Source organism: Pantoea sp. CCBC3-3-1 (genome assembly GCF_007981265.1).
GTDB lineage: Bacteria > Pseudomonadota > Gammaproteobacteria > Enterobacterales > Enterobacteriaceae > Erwinia.
Map to the genome: position 1 here is coordinate 1475907 of NZ_CP034363.1, position 15903 is coordinate 1491809.

14 protein-coding genes are annotated in these 15903 nt (G+C 53.8%); 6 read left to right on the top strand and 8 right to left on the bottom strand.

Translation table 11 applies throughout. From position 1 onward, the window contains the following. Positions 1-74: 74 nt before the first annotated feature. Entirely contained in the window at positions 75-2018 is a 1944-nt protein-coding gene (locus EHV07_RS07070; RefSeq protein ID WP_147196409.1) for a methyl-accepting chemotaxis protein, read from the bottom strand. A gap of 226 nt (positions 2019-2244) precedes the next feature. Between EHV07_RS07070 and EHV07_RS07075 the strand changes: the two genes are divergently transcribed. Further along, the gene (locus EHV07_RS07075; RefSeq protein ID WP_147200553.1) at positions 2245-2955 is read left to right on the top strand and encodes a Bax inhibitor-1/YccA family protein; all 711 of its coding nucleotides are present in this window, start codon (positions 2245-2247) and stop codon (positions 2953-2955) included. 222 nt (positions 2956-3177) lie between these two features. Here the strand turns inward: EHV07_RS07075 and EHV07_RS07080 are convergent, their stop codons facing one another. Genes EHV07_RS07080 through EHV07_RS07090 form a run of 3 tightly spaced genes read right to left on the bottom strand, consistent with a single transcriptional unit; the run spans position 3178 to position 6154 of the window. Further along, positions 3178-4146, bottom strand: coding sequence for a lysylphosphatidylglycerol synthase domain-containing protein (locus EHV07_RS07080; protein ID WP_147196411.1), 969 nt, complete (start codon positions 4144-4146; stop codon positions 3178-3180). Further along, the gene (clsB, locus tag EHV07_RS07085) at positions 4146-5396 is read right to left on the bottom strand and encodes a cardiolipin synthase ClsB (RefSeq protein WP_147196413.1); all 1251 of its coding nucleotides are present in this window, start codon (positions 5394-5396) and stop codon (positions 4146-4148) included. Before clsB ends, EHV07_RS07080 begins: the two co-directional genes overlap by 1 nt. Continuing rightward, the gene (locus EHV07_RS07090) at positions 5393-6154 is read right to left on the bottom strand and encodes an endonuclease/exonuclease/phosphatase family protein (protein WP_147196415.1); all 762 of its coding nucleotides are present in this window, start codon (positions 6152-6154) and stop codon (positions 5393-5395) included. The genes clsB and EHV07_RS07090 overlap by 4 nt, the downstream gene beginning before the upstream one ends. Positions 6155-6335: 181 nt before the next feature. Between EHV07_RS07090 and EHV07_RS07095 the strand changes: the two genes are divergently transcribed. The 4 genes from EHV07_RS07095 (at position 6336) to EHV07_RS07110 (ending at position 10695) form a co-directional block, all read left to right on the top strand. After that, a complete protein-coding gene (locus EHV07_RS07095; protein WP_147196417.1) occupies positions 6336-6725 on the top strand; it encodes a YbhQ family protein in 390 nt (129 codons plus the stop codon). A 203-nt stretch (positions 6726-6928) separates the two neighbouring features. Then, entirely contained in the window at positions 6929-8365 is a 1437-nt protein-coding gene (gene rhlE / locus EHV07_RS07100; RefSeq protein WP_147196419.1) for an ATP-dependent RNA helicase RhlE, read from the top strand. 63 nt (positions 8366-8428) lie between these two features. Continuing rightward, positions 8429-9391: a tRNA dihydrouridine(16) synthase DusC gene (gene dusC, locus EHV07_RS07105; RefSeq protein ID WP_147196421.1), complete on the top strand. Its 963-nt coding sequence runs from the start codon at positions 8429-8431 to the stop codon at positions 9389-9391. A 107-nt stretch (positions 9392-9498) separates the two neighbouring features. Continuing rightward, entirely contained in the window at positions 9499-10695 is a 1197-nt protein-coding gene (locus tag EHV07_RS07110) for an MFS transporter (protein WP_147196423.1), read from the top strand. Positions 10696-10755: 60 nt separating this feature from the next. Here the strand turns inward: EHV07_RS07110 and EHV07_RS07115 are convergent, their stop codons facing one another. From EHV07_RS07115 to EHV07_RS07125, 3 genes are all read right to left on the bottom strand, one after another. Next, positions 10756-11259, bottom strand: a complete 504-nt coding sequence (locus EHV07_RS07115) for a type II toxin-antitoxin system YafO family toxin (protein WP_147196425.1) — start codon at positions 11257-11259, stop codon at positions 10756-10758. Continuing rightward, positions 11246-11494, bottom strand: a complete 249-nt coding sequence (locus EHV07_RS07120) for a hypothetical protein (protein ID WP_147196427.1) — start codon at positions 11492-11494, stop codon at positions 11246-11248. Before EHV07_RS07120 ends, EHV07_RS07115 begins: the two co-directional genes overlap by 14 nt. A 161-nt stretch (positions 11495-11655) precedes the next feature. Then, positions 11656-13266, bottom strand: a complete 1611-nt coding sequence (locus EHV07_RS07125) for an inorganic phosphate transporter (RefSeq protein ID WP_147196429.1) — start codon at positions 13264-13266, stop codon at positions 11656-11658. Positions 13267-13590: 324 nt separating this feature from the next. Here EHV07_RS07125 and EHV07_RS07130 point away from each other — a divergent pair, with 324 nt between their 5' ends. Beyond that, complete coding sequence (locus EHV07_RS07130) at positions 13591-14523, top strand: DUF481 domain-containing protein (protein ID WP_147196430.1); 933 nt, start codon at positions 13591-13593, stop codon at positions 14521-14523. 60 nt (positions 14524-14583) lie between these two features. On the opposite strand, the gene EHV07_RS07135 is transcribed toward EHV07_RS07130, so the two are convergent. Next, on the bottom strand, positions 14584-15846 hold the full coding sequence (locus EHV07_RS07135) for a L,D-transpeptidase family protein (protein ID WP_147196432.1): 1263 nt from the start codon (positions 15844-15846) through the stop codon (positions 14584-14586). Positions 15847-15903: the final 57 nt, after the last annotated feature.

Below are 15903 nucleotides of genomic sequence, written 5' to 3' on the forward strand. Positions count from 1 at the left end.
TCAGCCGGTTTTTCGTTCCCTGGCGGTAGGTTTGCCGCTCAGGGAACAATTTTGCCTGCGCTAAGTAAACTGCGTTACACCGCTTCCAGCCGGAACAGCTGTACGGTTTGTGCCAGCTGCTTCGCCTGTTCTTCCAGCGAGGCCGCTGCTGCCGACATCTGCTGCACCAGCGCGGAGTTCTGTTGCGTTGCGCCATCCATCTGGTTCACCGCTACGGTTACCTGGCCGATGCCCTGAGACTGCTCATCGGACGCATGTACGATTTCCCCGATAATGGTTTTTACCGAGTTCACCGCCGTGGTCATTTCCTGCATGGTTCTGCCCGCATCCTGCACCAGTGATACGCCCAAATCGACACGCTGCGTGGATTCGCCAATCAGTGCGGAGATATCTTTTACCGCATTCGCACTTCGCTGCGCCAGGCTGCGCACTTCGGCGGCAACCACCGCAAAGCCACGGCCCTGTTCGCCCGCGCGGGCGGCTTCGACGGCTGCATTCAGCGCCAGTATATTGGTCTGGAATGCAATACCGTTAATGATGCTGGTGATGGCGCCAATCTTACGAGAACTGTCGTCGATTTGTTGCATAATCTGCACAACTTGCTGCACCAGTTGCTCACCGCGCTTCGCAATATCGGTGGCGTTGTTGGTCAGTTCCGTGGCGTTATGCGCATTATCGGCGTTGTGTTTCACGGTGGCGGTTAACTGTTCCATGCTGGCTGCGGTTTCTTCCAGCGCGGCAGCCTGCTGTTCAGTACGCGAGGCCAAATCAAGGTTGCCGGAAGCAATTTCTTCCGCGCCCTGGCGCACCGAGTCGCTGGCAGAAATGATTTCGCCCACCATGGTTCGCAGCTGTTGCTGCATGGTTTGCATGGCAAAGAAGATACTTTCCCGATCCCGTGCGGCGACCGGAATATCTGCTGACAGATTGCCTTCCGCCACGCCCAGCGCGATTTCCGCCGCCTGCGAAGGTTCGCCGCCCACCGGTTTAGAAATCTTACGGCTAAACATCAGGCCCAGTACCGTACAGACGATGACGATACTCAGCACCATCATAATCAGCGCATGAATCAGCTGGCGGTTAGCTTCAGCCATGACTGCTTTTACCGGCGTAACGATGCCCAGATACCACGGAAGGTCGCTGTTGCCAATTTTAACCGGACGCCAGGTTTCCAGCACGTCTTCGCCCAGTACGCTGTCATAATGCTCAACAACACCCTGAGTAAAACTGTCGGTTATGCCTTTATAAGGTTTACCCGCCTCGGCTTTGACCGGGCTTGAGACAACCAGCCCTTTATTAGACAGCAGCAGCGCGTAGCCGCTTCCCTGCCACGGCTTGATATCACCCACGCGTTTTTGCAGCGATGCCAGAGAAATATCCGCCGTTGCGACGCCTTTCAGCTGGTCACCATCCATAATTACCGCTGCAACGGAGGTGAGCAGCGTCGGCACGCCGTTATAGGCGTAGCTGTAAGGTTCAATCAGCACATCTTTTCTTAGCTGGCGTGGGATAAGATAGTAATCCCCCTGGCCCGGCGTCAGTATGGACGTGAGCGGATGCATGGCAAAATTGCCGCTGCTGTCGCGATCGACAAAATAAGCATAACGCCCCTCAGGCGCGGCATCTGGCTGATGAGCGAATTCTGCATCTTTACCATCGAACGCATTGGGTTCAAAGGTAACGGAAATTGACAGGTAGTCTGGATTTTGTTTCAGGGAGTATTTCAGCTGCTCGTCAGCCACTTTGCGATCGGTAATGCCCGCCGCAGGCAAAGCTAAAATGCTCTGGCCGACATCTCTGGCGATAGTGCGGGCATAGTCCAGATCTTGCTGTACGCTTAACGCATTGCTTTCGGCAATTTGCCCCAGATAGTCTTCGGCCAGCTTGCGCTGCTGTTGGCTGGACTGCCAGCTCAACAAACCGATTGTAATAGTGAAGCCGAGGGTGATGGTTAAAGCCCCCGTCAGGAGCATCACCGTGCGAGTACTTATTTTTCGCTTGTGGTTTGTTGTGGTCATCAGGCTACCCCGGAAAAGTAATAAAATAAGCTGAGACTTCCAGGTCAAGCGTACTCCCTATAGTGAGACTATCGGCACAATCTGGTCGATCTTTATGCAGTGGCGTACCTTATTTGTGCAGCGCCTCGCTGCTCATAAGGTAAAAAGCCACCGGCGGCACTGGCTTAACCTCATCGGACTGTGCCAGACTTATCGCAACCCATTCATTTGTTAAAAGGAGAGCATGATGGATCGATATCCGCGTTCGAATGGCTCAATCGTGACCGGGGCCACAACCGGCCTGCAAACTTATATGGCTCAGGTTTATGGCTGGATGACCTGCGGCCTGCTGCTGACCGCCTTTGTTTCCTGGTTTGCGGCAAATACCCCAGCGGTAATGGAGCTGGTTTTTGCCAACCGCATTACCTTTTTTGGCTTGATTATTGTGCAATTAGGTCTGGTGTTCGTGCTGTCGGGGATGGTGCATAAGCTGAGCGGTGCGGTCGCAACCGGCCTGTTTATGCTTTACTCGGCGCTAACCGGACTGACGTTGGCCAGTATTTTCCTCGTTTATACGTACTCCTCTATCGCCAGTACCTTTGTGGTGACGGGCGGCATGTTCGGGGTGATGAGCTTCTGGGGTTACACCACCAAACGCGATTTAAGCCGCATGGGCAGCCTGCTGTTTATGGCGCTGATCGGTATTGTGCTGGCGTCAGTAGTGAACTACTGGCTGAAAAGTACGGCACTGATGTGGGCGGTGACCTATATTGGCGTGCTGGTGTTTGTCGGACTGACGGCGTACGACACGCAGAAGCTGAAGAATATCGGCGAGAATATCAATGTTGATGATAAAGAGAACCTGCGTCGCTACTCAATTATGGGCGCACTGACGCTTTATCTGGACTTTATTAACCTGTTCCTGATGCTGCTGCGTATTTTCGGCAACCGTCGTTAAGCAATAAAAAAAGGGGCGAAAATTCGCCCCTTTTTCGTATTCGTAGTGAATTAACATTGTACAGGCACGAGGAACACAGGCCTTCCACAAAGACGCAAAAACGGCGTCCGTGCCGGCTCGGCCCAGGACGCTTTGTTCCAGGCCTGTGTTCCTCGCGCTTTGAGTCTGTCTGCCGTCTGAAAAGGGGCGAAAATTCGCCCCTTTTATTTATCTGTTACACGCTCAGCTTTGATTCTGCATATCCTGCTGATTTTTATGCCGCAGCGCTTTTGCCTGACTTTCCAGCCACAGGTAGAGCACCAGCGCCAGCAGCAGAGGAGCAATAAAGTAAATAACCCGATAGGCGAGCAGGGCGGCAATAATGCTACCGTGAGCCAGATGCTCGCCACCCAGCAGGGCAAGGAACACGGCTTCCAGCACGCCGATCCCGGCAGGAATATGAATAATGACGCCGGCAATACTGCTGATCAGCAACACGCCCAGAACCTGTGGGTAATCCACTTTTTCGCCCAACAGCAGCCAGATAATCGCGCCCATCACCAGCCAGTTGGCGCTGGAAACGGCAAATTGCAGGATCGCCATGCGAAACGACGGCAGCGCCAGCTTGTGGCCTTTAACCACCCAGCGGCGGCGTTTTGAAAAGGCGCAAAGCGCAAGATAGACCGCGACAAAAATCAGTAATCCAGCACCAATCGTTCGTAGCGTGCCTTCGCCGATAAACCAGCCAGAGGGCACCGGCACCATCCCGCTACTGAAGACCACACCTGCGACCAGGACATATCCCAGCCAGTTGGTTGCAATGCTCAGCGAAAAAATCCGCGTGATGGTACTCCCGCTAAGACCTAGCCGTGAATAGAGCCGGTAGCGCATTGCTACGCCGCCGACCCAGGTACTGAGCGTCAGGTTAAAGGCGTAGCAGATAAAAGAAACCAGCATCACCTGGCGCTTTTGCAGCTTATGGCCACAGTAGGCCTGACCAATCAGATCATAAACGCCATAGGTAAGATAGCTCACCACCACCAGCGCGATCGAAACACCGATTGCCGTACGATTGTAATTGGCAATGACCTCAACGACGTCATGCCAGTTAACCTTGCGGGCGTAGATCACCAGCAACACAATCACCGCAATAAAAAACAGCCAGGTGAATATTTTTTTCACCCATTTCCAGCGCGGATGTTTATCAGACATCAGGGATTAGCCCTCTCTTTTTCGGAATCTGACTCGACGCGATCCTGCGTTTCTATTTCGGGCTGCACCGGAGGCGGAACCTGCGCCAGTTTTGGCGTGTGGGCAGGCAGCCAGCCGGCGATAGCAGGGAAGTGACGCAGGAAGTGGAAGACCACCACGCTTTTACCGAACTGCCACCAGTTCTGTTTCGGGAGCCTGCTTTCATCAACGCGTTCGCAATCCTGCGACATCAGGCGGATCAGCTCGCCACGAATCACCTTATTAAAGGTGTGATCGTGGATCATCAGGTTGGCCTCAAGATTCAGTGACAGGCTCAGGGGATCCAAATTGCTGGAGCCAACCGTCGACCAGAAATTATCCTGTACGGCAATTTTGGCGTGAAGAGGGCGACGAATGTATTCGTAAATCTCCACGCCACCATCCACCAGATAATTATAAAGCAGCTCGGCGCCCACTTTAACAATTGGCATATCAGGTTTGCCCTGAACAATCAGTTTTACCGACACGCCACGTTGGGCCGCGGAACGCATCTCTCGCAGTACGCGATAGCCCGGGAAAAAATAGGCGTTGGCAATGATCACTTCTTCTTTCGCTTCCCGCAGCATATCCAGATAATTTTGTTCAATATCATCCGTATGCTGATCGTTATCCCGCCAGACAAACAGGATTTGCGCATCGCCCGGCGCATGATTGCGCGCCACGCGGCTTCGGTGATTATTCCACCAGCGTCGGTTCAATCCTTTGCTGTTGATCGCCTGCTGTACGTAGAGCGTAATATCCTGCACCACGGGTCCTTTGACCTCGACGGCATAATCCTGCTTGGCTTCCGGGCCATAGCTGGAATTATGTTCAGCGGAGAAATTAATCCCTCCGACAAAAGCAATTTCGCCATCACAAACCACAATTTTGCGATGCATACGGCGGAAGACATTTGTTCGTACGCCTAACACCAGCGGACGTGGATCGTAAAAGACAAAGCGCACGCCGGCAGCGGTCAGGCTGCGGATAAATTCACCTGAAAGGTTATTTGATCCGTAGCCATCAAGCAGCATTTCAACCTTAACACCCCGATTGGCCGCTTCAAGAATCACTTTTTGCAATTCTTTACCCACATCGTCTTCAAAAAGGATAAACGTTTCGAGCATCACACTTTCGGTTGCCCGCTGTATGGCGCCAAAAACGCGCGGAAAATATTGCTCGCCATTGGCCAGCAAACGCAGACGGTTGCCATCACGCCATTCCGTTTTCATAGGTGAATCTCCACAGCCAGAGGCGCGTGATCGGACAGGTGCGACCAGGGTCGCAGCGGTATCGTTTGAGGGTGACTAATCCCTGCATTACGCACGTATATACGGTCCAGTCGTAACAGCGGAAAGCGGGCAGGGAATGTACGTGCGGGACGGCCGGATTTCCGGCTAAAAACCTCTTCCATCGCGGCTCCCTGGAATAAAATCTTATTCGCTTTCTGCTGCCAGTCATTAAAATCGCCCGCCACCACTACCGGTGCATCCGGCGGCAGAGTATTGAGTAGCTCGCAGAGCATATGTAATTGCGCGGTGCGATGTGCATCACGCAGTCCCAGGTGCACGCAGACCGTGTGTAACGTTATCTCTTTATCGGGGATCGTTATCTTACAGTATAGAAGACCCCGTTTTTCTGTGCCTTCCACAGAAACGTCGCGGTTCTCATATTCAACAATAGGAAAGCGGGAAAGCAGCGCATTCCCATGATGTCCTTCGGGATAGACTGCATTGCGGCCATAAGCAAAATCATTCCACATGGTATCGGCAAGAAACTCGTAATGCGGTTTTGCCGGCCAGTTTTCCACCTTTAGGGAATGCAGGGCGTGAGAGCCCATGACTTCCTGTAAAAACACAATATCAGCAGTTGTAGCTCTTACCGCGTCGCGCAGTTCCGGCAAAATAAAGCGTTTGTTAAAAGCGTTAAAACCCATATGCGTATTGATCGTCAGGACTTTTATTGAAAATCCTTGTGATTTTTGTGACATACTGTGCGCGCTCTCCTTTTCGACTGCAAAAAACAAAGTGTAGTCTCAGTCACAAAAGAGTGCCTTGAAGCGGAGATGTTTACTGCAATTTGTGAAAACTACGTTAGTCTGAGGAAATCCGTTATCACTTACTGTGGTAACAACACTGGGCGACCTCCGTTAGGTCTGCCAGGAGATAAAAATGAAATGGTCTAACCGTATCCAGATTGTCACCGGACAAACCTGTGTACATATCGCGCTGCACCTGTTGCTGATTGCCGCACTGGTGTGGGGATGGCAGCATCGGGCGCTGCTACAGGTCAGCACGGTTTTACTGGCGATGTATGCCAGCGTGTTCACCGTAATGCTGATGACTCAGCGCCTGCCTCGTTTGCGCCGCGTTGGCGACTTTCTGGAAGACGTGACTACCACGTACTATTTCGGAGCCGCTATGCTGGTGCTGTACCTGCTCTCACGCGTTATCCATAACAACCTGCTATTAGGATGCGTGGGCGTTCTGATGCTGACCGGACCCGCTGTGGTCTCCTTGCTGGCTAAAGAGCCCGTCCGCGCTCGCCAGCGTCATCGCTAAAGCGATACAGGCCACCTTCGGGTGGCCTGTTTTATTCCAGCGCGAGAATATTTCTCAGCATTGTCATAACATCTGTTATAATCCGCACCTTACGCACCGTGGTTTGTGCTCCCTTTCAACGTCAGGCGAAGCCTGGCGTCATTTTGTCCCCCTGGAAACTACACCGCTTGTCGCGGTCAGGGCGGACGGAGTCAGTCAACTTTATGTCATTTGATTCTCTCGGCCTTAATGCCGATATTTTGCGTGCAGTCACCGAACAGGGTTATAACGAGCCGACGCCAATTCAGCGCCAGGCTATTCCGGTCGTGCTGTCAGGTCGTGACCTGATGGCCAGCGCGCAAACCGGTACGGGCAAAACGGCCGGCTTTACCCTGCCATTGTTGCAGCTGTTAAGCAGCGCTAACCCGCATCCAAAAGGTCGTCGCCCGGTTCGTGCGCTGATCTTAACCCCCACCCGTGAGCTGGCAGCTCAGGTCGGGGAAAACGTTCATGACTACAGCAAATACCTCGACCTGCGTTCGCTGGTGGTATTTGGTGGCGTCAGCATCAACCCGCAAATGATGAAACTGCGTGGCGGCGTCGATGTGCTGGTTGCCACACCGGGTCGTCTGCTCGATCTGGAGCATCAGAACGCGCTGGATCTTTCTAAAGTAGAAATTTTGGTGCTGGATGAAGCGGACCGCATGCTGGATATGGGCTTTATCCATGACATCCGCCGCGTGCTGTCTAAACTTCCTGCGAAACGTCAGAACCTGCTGTTCTCCGCGACCTTCTCTGATGAGATCAAAGGTCTGGCAGAAAAGCTGCTGCACAATCCTGAGCAGGTTGAAGTGGCGCGTCGCAACACCGCTTCCGAGCAGATCACCCAGCACGTGCATTTCGTTGATAAGAAACGCAAGCGGGAACTGCTTTCGTTCCTGATTGGCCGTGATAACTGGCAGCAGGTTCTGGTGTTCACCCGCACCAAGCATGGCGCTAACCATCTTGCCGAGCAGCTGAACAAGGACGGCATTACGTCTGCCGCCATCCACGGCAATAAAAGTCAGGGCGCTCGTACTCGCGCGCTGAGCGATTTTAAAGACGGTAATATTCGTGTGCTGGTCGCGACCGACATTGCTGCGCGTGGTATCGACATCTCCGAACTGCCGCACGTGGTGAACTACGAGCTGCCAAACGTGCCGGAAGACTATGTACACCGTATTGGTCGTACCGGTCGTGCAGCAGCAACGGGCGAAGCGTTGTCACTGGTCTGCGTGGACGAACACAAACTGCTGCGTGACATTGAGCGCGTGCTGAAGCGTGAGATCCCACGTATCGCTATTGAAGGCTATGAGCCGGACCCTTCCATCAAGGCTGAGCCGATCCAGAATGGTCGTCAGCAGCGTGGTGGCGGTGCTGGCGGTGGCGCAGGCCGTGGTCGCGGTGGTGAACGTGGGCAGGGCGCGCGTGGTAACGGTGGCGGTGAACGCAGCCAAAGCCGTGGCAATGGTAACGGCGAACGCAGCCAGTCTGCGGGCGAACGTAGCCAGAGCAATGGCCAGCGCCGTCAGGGCGCAGGTGCCGGCGCGGCGCGTACCGAAGGCAGCAGCAACGGTGCGCCACGCAACAAGACCCGTCAGCGCCGTTCTAATCCGGCCTGACAGTAACAGTTTCTAAGGGGGATCGCCCGATCCCCTTTCCTCACGCTACCAACGGTTTTTGACATGCGCGTTTTACTTGCCCCGATGGAGGGCGTGCTGGACTCACTGGTGCGCGAACTGCTCACCGAAGTCAATGACTACGATCTCTGCATCACCGAATTTCTGCGTGTTGTCGATCAGCTTTTGCCGGCCAAATCTTTCTATCGCCTGTGCCCTGAACTCCTTCATGCCAGCCGCACGCCTTCTGGTACGCTGGTTCGTATTCAGCTGTTAGGGCAGTATCCCGAATGGCTGGCCGAAAACGCAGCCCGCGCAGTTGAGCTGGGTTCCTGGGGCGTCGATCTGAACTGCGGTTGCCCCTCCAAAACCGTTAACGGCAGCGGCGGCGGCGCAACCTTACTAAAAGATCCCGAACTGATTTACCGTGGCGCAAAAGCCATGCGCGAAGCGGTGCCCGACCATTTACCAGTGACGGTGAAAGTGCGGCTGGGATGGGAATCTGACGCAAAGCAGTTTGAAATTGCCGATGCCGTGCAGCAGGCGGGGGCGAGCGAACTGGTGGTTCATGGTCGTACTAAAGAAGACGGGTATAAAGCCGAACGCATTAACTGGGAAGCGATTGGCGAAATCCGCCAGCGGCTGACGATCCCTGTCATTGCCAACGGCGAGATCTGGGACTGGGAAAGCGCTCAGGCGTGCATGCAGGTTACCGGCTGTGACTCGGTAATGATTGGCCGCGGCGCGCTAAATGTGCCAAATCTCAGCCGCGTGATTAAATATCATGAGCCGCGCATGCCCTGGCCGCAGGTGGTGACGCTACTGCACAAGTACGTTCAGCTGGAAAAACAAGGGGATACTGGTTTATACCACGTCGCCAGGATAAAACAGTGGCTGGGCTATCTGCGCAAGGAATACCGTGAGGCAACCGAATTGTTCAGCCATATTCGCGCGCTGAAAACCTCAGGCGAGATCGCGCGCTTTATTGACAGCTACAGCATGTGTACGGCACAGGCGCAGGACGTTTAGCGCCTGTCGTTACAATTTTGTAACATTAATTCCAGCGCAGCGCAGGATCTCTTAGCCTGCTAAGGGTATGATGTGACATATATCACAAACTTTATTCCGGCTCTGACATGACGGCGAATCCTGCATTAACCAGTGCGCAGCTTAACAAGCGCATTATCTCAGTGGTGATTTTCACCTTTTTCTGTTACCTGTCGATTGGTTTGCCGCTGGCGGTACTGCCTGGCTACGTGCATAACCAACTGGGCTACAGCTCTTTTATCGCCGGTCTGATTATCAGCCTGCAATACTTTGCCACCCTGATCAGCCGCCCGCAGGCGGGACGCTATGCCGATCTGCTGGGGCCAAAGAAGGTGGTGCTGCTGGGGTTGGTGTTGTGTGGTGCCAGCGGCCTGTTCAGCGTGCTGGCGGTCACTGTTAATGGGAGTTCACTGGTAAGCCTGATCCTGCTGGCCGTTGGTCGTGTGGTGTTAGGACTGGGGGAAAGCCTGACGGCGACAGGATCCATTCTCTGGGGCATTAATATTGTTGGTACGACGCAGAGCGCCCGGGTGATCTCCTGGAACGGCGTCGCGACTTATCTGGCCATGGCTATCGGTGCGCCGCTGGGCGTGATGCTGAATGGCGCTTTTGGTATTCCCGGGTTTGCCGTGCTGATTATGTTGATGGCGATAGTCGGCTTCTGGATGGCAACCCAGCGGCCAACCGTGGTGGTTACTGTTGGGCAGCGGATTCCCTTTACTCAAGTCTTCTCACGGATCTGGCTGTATGGCCTGTGTCTGGGTTTAGGCACCATTGGATTTGGGACGATCGCGACCTTTATCACGCTGCTCTTTTCCAGTCGTGGCTGGAACGGCGCGGCCTTCTCGCTCACGCTGTTCAGCCTGGGCTTTGTGATGATGCGGCTGATATTCAGTAACTTCATCAGCCGTTTCGGCGGTATTCGCGTGTCGCTGGTCTCGTTTGCAATTGAATGCGCTGGCCTGCTGCTGATCTGGCAAGGTTCCTCTTCGCTTGTCGTTGATATTGGCGCTTTCCTGACCGGCTCTGGCTTCTCGCTGATTTTCCCGGCGCTGGGCGTGGAAGCCATTAAACAGGTTGCACCGCAAAACCAGGGGTCGGCATTAGGGCTCTACTCGGCATTCCTGGATTTCGGTTTAGGAATAACCGGGCCGGTCGCCGGTCTGCTAATTGGGCATTGGGGCGTAGACTCTATCTACCTCGCCGCTGCCGTTGTCGTGCTGTTTGCAGTGGCCATTACCTGGCGATTGAAGAGGGTAGCTGGCGTGCAGGCGCCGGCTGGTTGACGTCGGTCGGGGATTCATCCGGACGAAAAAGGAAAAATAATAAAGCCGCATTTAGCGGCTTTATTGCTTCTGCTTTTCCAGTTTGCGCTTAACATCTTCAATTAACCGGGGTCTTAAAATATGAAAGTCATTAATATATTTCTGAACAATGTCTTCGGGCATATTACCGTTGTGGCTTGAGCCATAATCTATCATCAAGATGATACGTTTATTATGCACAATAAAGTCGGTATAGACGATGCAGGCATCGGAAGTTGCGTGGTGCTGATGTTTACTTAAAACGAAATTTACTGGCAGGACATGAATATGCAAAAGAGGTTCCGACAGGGCGGCCGCCGGTTTTCTGAAAGGCGCAATTTTACCGAAGCCACTAACAGTATCTGATAACTTGAATGCTTCCTGCTCCGGCCAGGAATGGAATTCAATAAGGTAGCCAGCGATAGCGGCAGCTTTTAAATCAGCACAAGCTTGATTAATCAAATCATTCTGCTTGCGTTTGCCGCTTAGCGTCTTTGTTTGATAAACTGCAAAGGCAGGAGTACAAAGCTTTTCAGGCCTCTTCAAATACTAAATCTCCATCCGTGCCATGTACAGATCTGTATTCCTCAGAGATTTTGACGGAATGCTGCAGCTCAGGAGCTGTTGCGTTCACATAAATAATTTGCGGATTAAGATTTACAGCTACCCTTCTTTGCGAAGAGCGCGCCTTGTGAAAAGACGCGCGTGACGGTGCCGTGGCCGCTACACCGTTACCTCTGGTAAAAGTCCGCATCGGAACTGAATTAGCTTTAAGTTTCATATTTGTTTCCTTCTCTGTTCGCTTTGCAGACAACTACTCAATGTGTCATATCCCGGCAGAAAGGAGACTATTGGCTTTTGAAAAGCGAATGCAACGCATTGACTATTAATTGTACGTTGTTCCTTTCAGGCTATCAAGAGGACCCGCTCCATCATCCCCCTTCAAAAGCGAGTAAACACCCAGTAAAGCGTGGCGGATAGGAGAATTGAGGCGGGTAGGGTTAGCACCCAGGCCATCGCCAGATTGCGCAACGTGGTCATTTGCAGTCCAGAGCGGTTTGCCGCCATGGTACCCGCCACGCCGGAAGAGAGCACATGGGTAGTGGAAACCGGCAGCCCAAAGGCATCCGCCGCACCAATCGTTGCCATGGCAACCAGCTCTGCGCTGGCACCCTGCGCGTAGCTAAGATGCGTTTTACCAATCTTTTCGCCGACCGTAACGACGATGCGTCGCCAGCCGACCATGGTGCCCAGCCCGAGCGCGATGGCGACCACCACTTTTACCCACCAGGGAATATAGCGCGTGGCGTTATCCAGCTCGCTTTTTAACGCCTGAAGATCCTGTTTCGTCTGTACAGGCAAATTCAGCTGCGAGTTGCTTTGCAGATGCTTAATGGTTTCGGATGCCAGATACATCGCGTTGCGAGTGTTGGAAACTGACTGTGCCGGGATATTATCAACGGTGCCGTACTGACGGATCTGCTCGCCAATCCCACCGGTTAACTGTGCCAGCGCCGGAAGCACTTCAGGAACCAGCGTGCCGGTACGGACGTAAGCCGTTAAAACACTGGCGGGTGAAGCGGGGGGTTCGATACCGGGCGACTGGCGCAGAAGTTCCTGCTGCGTTACGCTGGCAAGCGCGGCCACGCGTGGACTTTGTTCGGCAGGAATCGAGCGGTTCAAGGCATAAGCCATCGGCATGGTGCCTACCAGAATCAGCATAATCAGCCCCATGCCTTTCTGACCGTCGTTCGAGCCGTGGGCAAAAGAGACGCCGGTACAGGTCAGGATGAGCAGGCCGCGGATCCATCCTGGGGGCGCTTTATTCCCCTCTGGCGCGTCATAGAGCTGGCGATCTTTAATCACTTTTTTCATCAACAGCAACAGCGCCGCGGCACAGGCAAAGCCGATTACAGGCGAAAACAGCAGGGCGTAGCCAACCTTCAGCGCCTGATCCCAATCCACGCCGCTGGTGCCGCTACGGCCGTGAATGAGCGCATTGGCCACGCCCACGCCGATAATCGATCCAATCAGCGTATGGGAAGAGGAGGCGGGCAGGCCCAACCACCAGGTCCCCAGATTCCAGATAATCGCCGAAAACAGCAGGGCGTAGATCATGGCGAATCCGGTACCGGTACCCGCCTGTAAAATCAGTTCAACCGGCAGCAGCGAAATAATGCCAAAGGCAACGGCGCCGCTGGAAAGCAGCACGCCCAAAAAATTAAAGAAACCGGACCAGACGACCGCAACGCCGGGGCTGAGCGAATGGGTGTAAATCACGGTTGCTACGGCGTTTGCCGTATCGTGAAAGCCGTTAACGAATTCAAAGCCCAGCGCGATTAACAGCGCCAGGCCCAGCAACAAATAGGGGACGTAGCTGGTCGAGGCGCCGCCTGCATCGCTGACGTCGTTAAATAAGTTCACGCCAGCAAAAGCAATGCCCAGCGCGAGCAGTAAAAAAAACGCTAAAACAGAACCACGGCTGTTTTTACGGTAAATCCCTGGATGGTTGCTGATGGCAGACCTCTGACGAATCGCACTGTTGTGGCTCATAAAACCTCTTTGCTTCGTGAATTAGCATGGCTTGTTTTCAGCAAAGCACACGCGCTATCTGTGAGGGTCTACGCCTGCCAGATGACAGAAAGATGACGCTGTGCGAAATCGCCTAAAGGTTATTGTGGTTAATCGCCTTATTTATCAGACAGTTTCCCCTGAATCCCTTGCTTGTTTTCGACTAAGGTATAGGAAACATCGCATCGCTATCCGAGGAATGTTCCCATTATTATCTCTGCTCCCCTGCCATCACCCCGCACGCTGGCAAGTCTCTCTCTTTGTCTGATACTCACCCCGACCCTTGCTGAAGCAGATACGGTATGGATGAAAAATGGCGATCGAATCAGCGGGACAGTACGCTCACTCAGTGATGGAAAGCTGGTGATGGATACCCGCTATGGCGGCACGCTTTCTCTTAACTGGACAGCGGTCAGTACGCTCTCCAGCGAAAAAGCTATCGATGTGCGAAATGGCAACGGGAAACAGGTATTTAAAGCGCAGCTGGAAGCCGCGGATCCGGGCTATATCGTGGTGCGACGCGGCGCAGATGAGCAAAGGGTGCAGGTTGGCAAATTTGAAGAGTTTATGAAGCCTAAGCCCAAAACGGATGCGCTGACCTGGACCGGCAATATTGATGCGGGCATCAGCCTGAAAAAGGCCTCGACCCATACCCAGGATTCCCATTTTTCTTACAATAACAAAATCAATATTGGTAAATGGCGTAACGATTTTGGCGGCACTTATACCCGCGAAAAAGAAGACGACACCATGAATACCGAAAACTACAGTTTGCGTTACGCGCTGGATTATAAATTTCGCGAACAGTTTTTCTGGCAGGGACGAGCCAGCTACAAGCGTGACTGGGTAGAAGATTTGTCGGAACAGTCGCTGGCTGGCACCGGCCCGGGCTATCAGTTTTGGGATAACGAGCTGGGCTCGTTTTCGCTGGCGCTGCTGGGCGGCGCATTCAGCTATGGTTACAGCGATGGCAGCTCAGATAACCATTTTGGCGCTTCGGTGCGTTGGGATTATCAGCGCTATCTGAAGGGCAGAACCGTCACGCTATTTAGCCACGGTGATGTCGGCCATTCGCTGGACGAAGCCGGCATTTTTACCATGGACGCAGAAGTCGGGCTGCGCTATCAGTTAACCAGCTGGTCTTCGCTCAACGTCTCTTATGGTCACAGCCTGGTCAGCGGAACGCGGGATACGTTAAACGAGCGTAATTTTACTACCGGCCTGGGGGTTAAATGGTAAGCGTTGTCATGACGGGAGGATAAGGAAACGGGCCAGCAAGGTGCTGACCCGTTCTGATAGTTACGACTGAGTCGTTACCGTGGCCGCTTTTGCTGGCGCAGCGGCTTTTTTGTCATAAACCGGCCCTGGCTGGACAGGCGCGACGAAAGTGCTGTCGCTGGCGGTCGGTGCCTGAGGCTTCTGGCCCGCATCCGCATCTGGCGTCTGACCATTTGCTGTTGGCGCATCCGCTGGGGCCTGACCGTCTACCGTCGGCGTATCCGTAGCTGGCGCACTGGCCGCTGGCGCATCAGGATTCAGGATGTTAGCGCCCTGTGGCGTGACCGGCGTCACAGGCTCTTCTTTTGGCACTGCACCGTCGTTTTCCTGAACAGGAATCGGCGCGCTGGAACCGTTAGCGGCGCCATTGACCTTGGTTGGCATCCCGGTACGTGCTTTCAACGCGTTTTCCATCGCGGCAGCATCAACGCTGGCATCTGCGGTCACTTTGTTGACTGCGGGAGTCAGGGTCAAAGGCACCGGTTCACGTGAGTTGAACTGCTCTTCCGTTTGCGACAGCGGGTTGTGGACTTCCACCATGCGGGAACCATCGGGTTCAACAGAAGCCTTCACCGGCTGATCGATAAACTGTACGCGCGTGCCAACAGGCACATTGTCGAACAGCCATTTGATGTCGTCGGCACGTAAGCGAACGCAGCCATGGCTGACGCGCAGGCCGATGCCGAAGTTGGCGTTGGTGCCGTGAATGGCATACAGACGGCCGATATAAAGCGCATAAAGGCCCATCGGGTTATCCGGGCCAGCCGGGAAGATTTTCGGCAACGGCGAACCGCTGGCGACGGAATCTTCATGCATTTTCTTGGTTGGCGTCCAGGTTGGGCCATCTTTCTTGCTCTGAACGGTAGTGGTCCAGTTGATCGGCGTATCTTTACCCAGCTCGCCCACGCCCACCGGCAGCACGACCACGGTTTTGGTGCCTTTTGGATAATAATAAAGACGCATTTCGGCGCTGTTAATCACAATGCCTTCACGCGGCGCGTCCGGCAGAATCAATTGCTGTGGAACAATCAGTTTTGAACCCGCTTTTGGCAGATAAACGTCAACGCCCGGATTGGCTTCCAGCATATTGCTCAGGCCCATCTGATACTGTGCAGCAAACGCTTCCAGCGGCAGTTTACTGTCCTGCGGTACGGTAATTTCAATATTCTCACCCACCACACGGCTGTTAGCCGCCGGTAGCGAGTAGACCACTGCAAAAGCAGAATGGCTGTAAGCCGTAATGGCCAGGGCTAAAGTAGCTAACGCGCGAATGCTCTTTTTCATATTCTTTCAGGTATAGCGCCATGTAAACTGTGGATAAAGAAGCCTGTACAGGTCGGG

What these genes read in the sequence shown, in the direction of transcription:
- EHV07_RS07125 (WP_147196429.1), bottom strand. Translation starts at nt 13,266, where the DNA reads ATGAGCCACAACAGTGCGATTCGTCAGAGGTCTGCCATCAGCAACCAT.
- EHV07_RS07110 (WP_147196423.1), top strand. Translation starts at nt 9,499, where the DNA reads ATGACGGCGAATCCTGCATTAACCAGTGCGCAGCTTAACAAGCGCATT.
- EHV07_RS07120 (WP_147196427.1), bottom strand. Translation starts at nt 11,494, where the DNA reads ATGAAACTTAAAGCTAATTCAGTTCCGATGCGGACTTTTACCAGAGGT.
- EHV07_RS07090 (WP_147196415.1), bottom strand. Translation starts at nt 6,154, where the DNA reads ATGTCACAAAAATCACAAGGATTTTCAATAAAAGTCCTGACGATCAAT.
- EHV07_RS07095 (WP_147196417.1), top strand. Translation starts at nt 6,336, where the DNA reads ATGAAATGGTCTAACCGTATCCAGATTGTCACCGGACAAACCTGTGTA.
- EHV07_RS07080 (WP_147196411.1), bottom strand. Translation starts at nt 4,146, where the DNA reads ATGTCTGATAAACATCCGCGCTGGAAATGGGTGAAAAAAATATTCACC.
- EHV07_RS07130 (WP_147196430.1), top strand. Translation starts at nt 13,591, where the DNA reads ATGAAAAATGGCGATCGAATCAGCGGGACAGTACGCTCACTCAGTGAT.
- EHV07_RS07075 (WP_147200553.1), top strand. Translation starts at nt 2,245, where the DNA reads ATGGATCGATATCCGCGTTCGAATGGCTCAATCGTGACCGGGGCCACA.
- EHV07_RS07070 (WP_147196409.1), bottom strand. Translation starts at nt 2,018, where the DNA reads ATGACCACAACAAACCACAAGCGAAAAATAAGTACTCGCACGGTGATG.
- rhlE (WP_147196419.1), top strand. Translation starts at nt 6,929, where the DNA reads ATGTCATTTGATTCTCTCGGCCTTAATGCCGATATTTTGCGTGCAGTC.
- clsB (WP_147196413.1), bottom strand. Translation starts at nt 5,396, where the DNA reads ATGAAAACGGAATGGCGTGATGGCAACCGTCTGCGTTTGCTGGCCAAT.
- dusC (WP_147196421.1), top strand. Translation starts at nt 8,429, where the DNA reads ATGCGCGTTTTACTTGCCCCGATGGAGGGCGTGCTGGACTCACTGGTG.
- EHV07_RS07135 (WP_147196432.1), bottom strand. Translation starts at nt 15,846, where the DNA reads ATGAAAAAGAGCATTCGCGCGTTAGCTACTTTAGCCCTGGCCATTACG.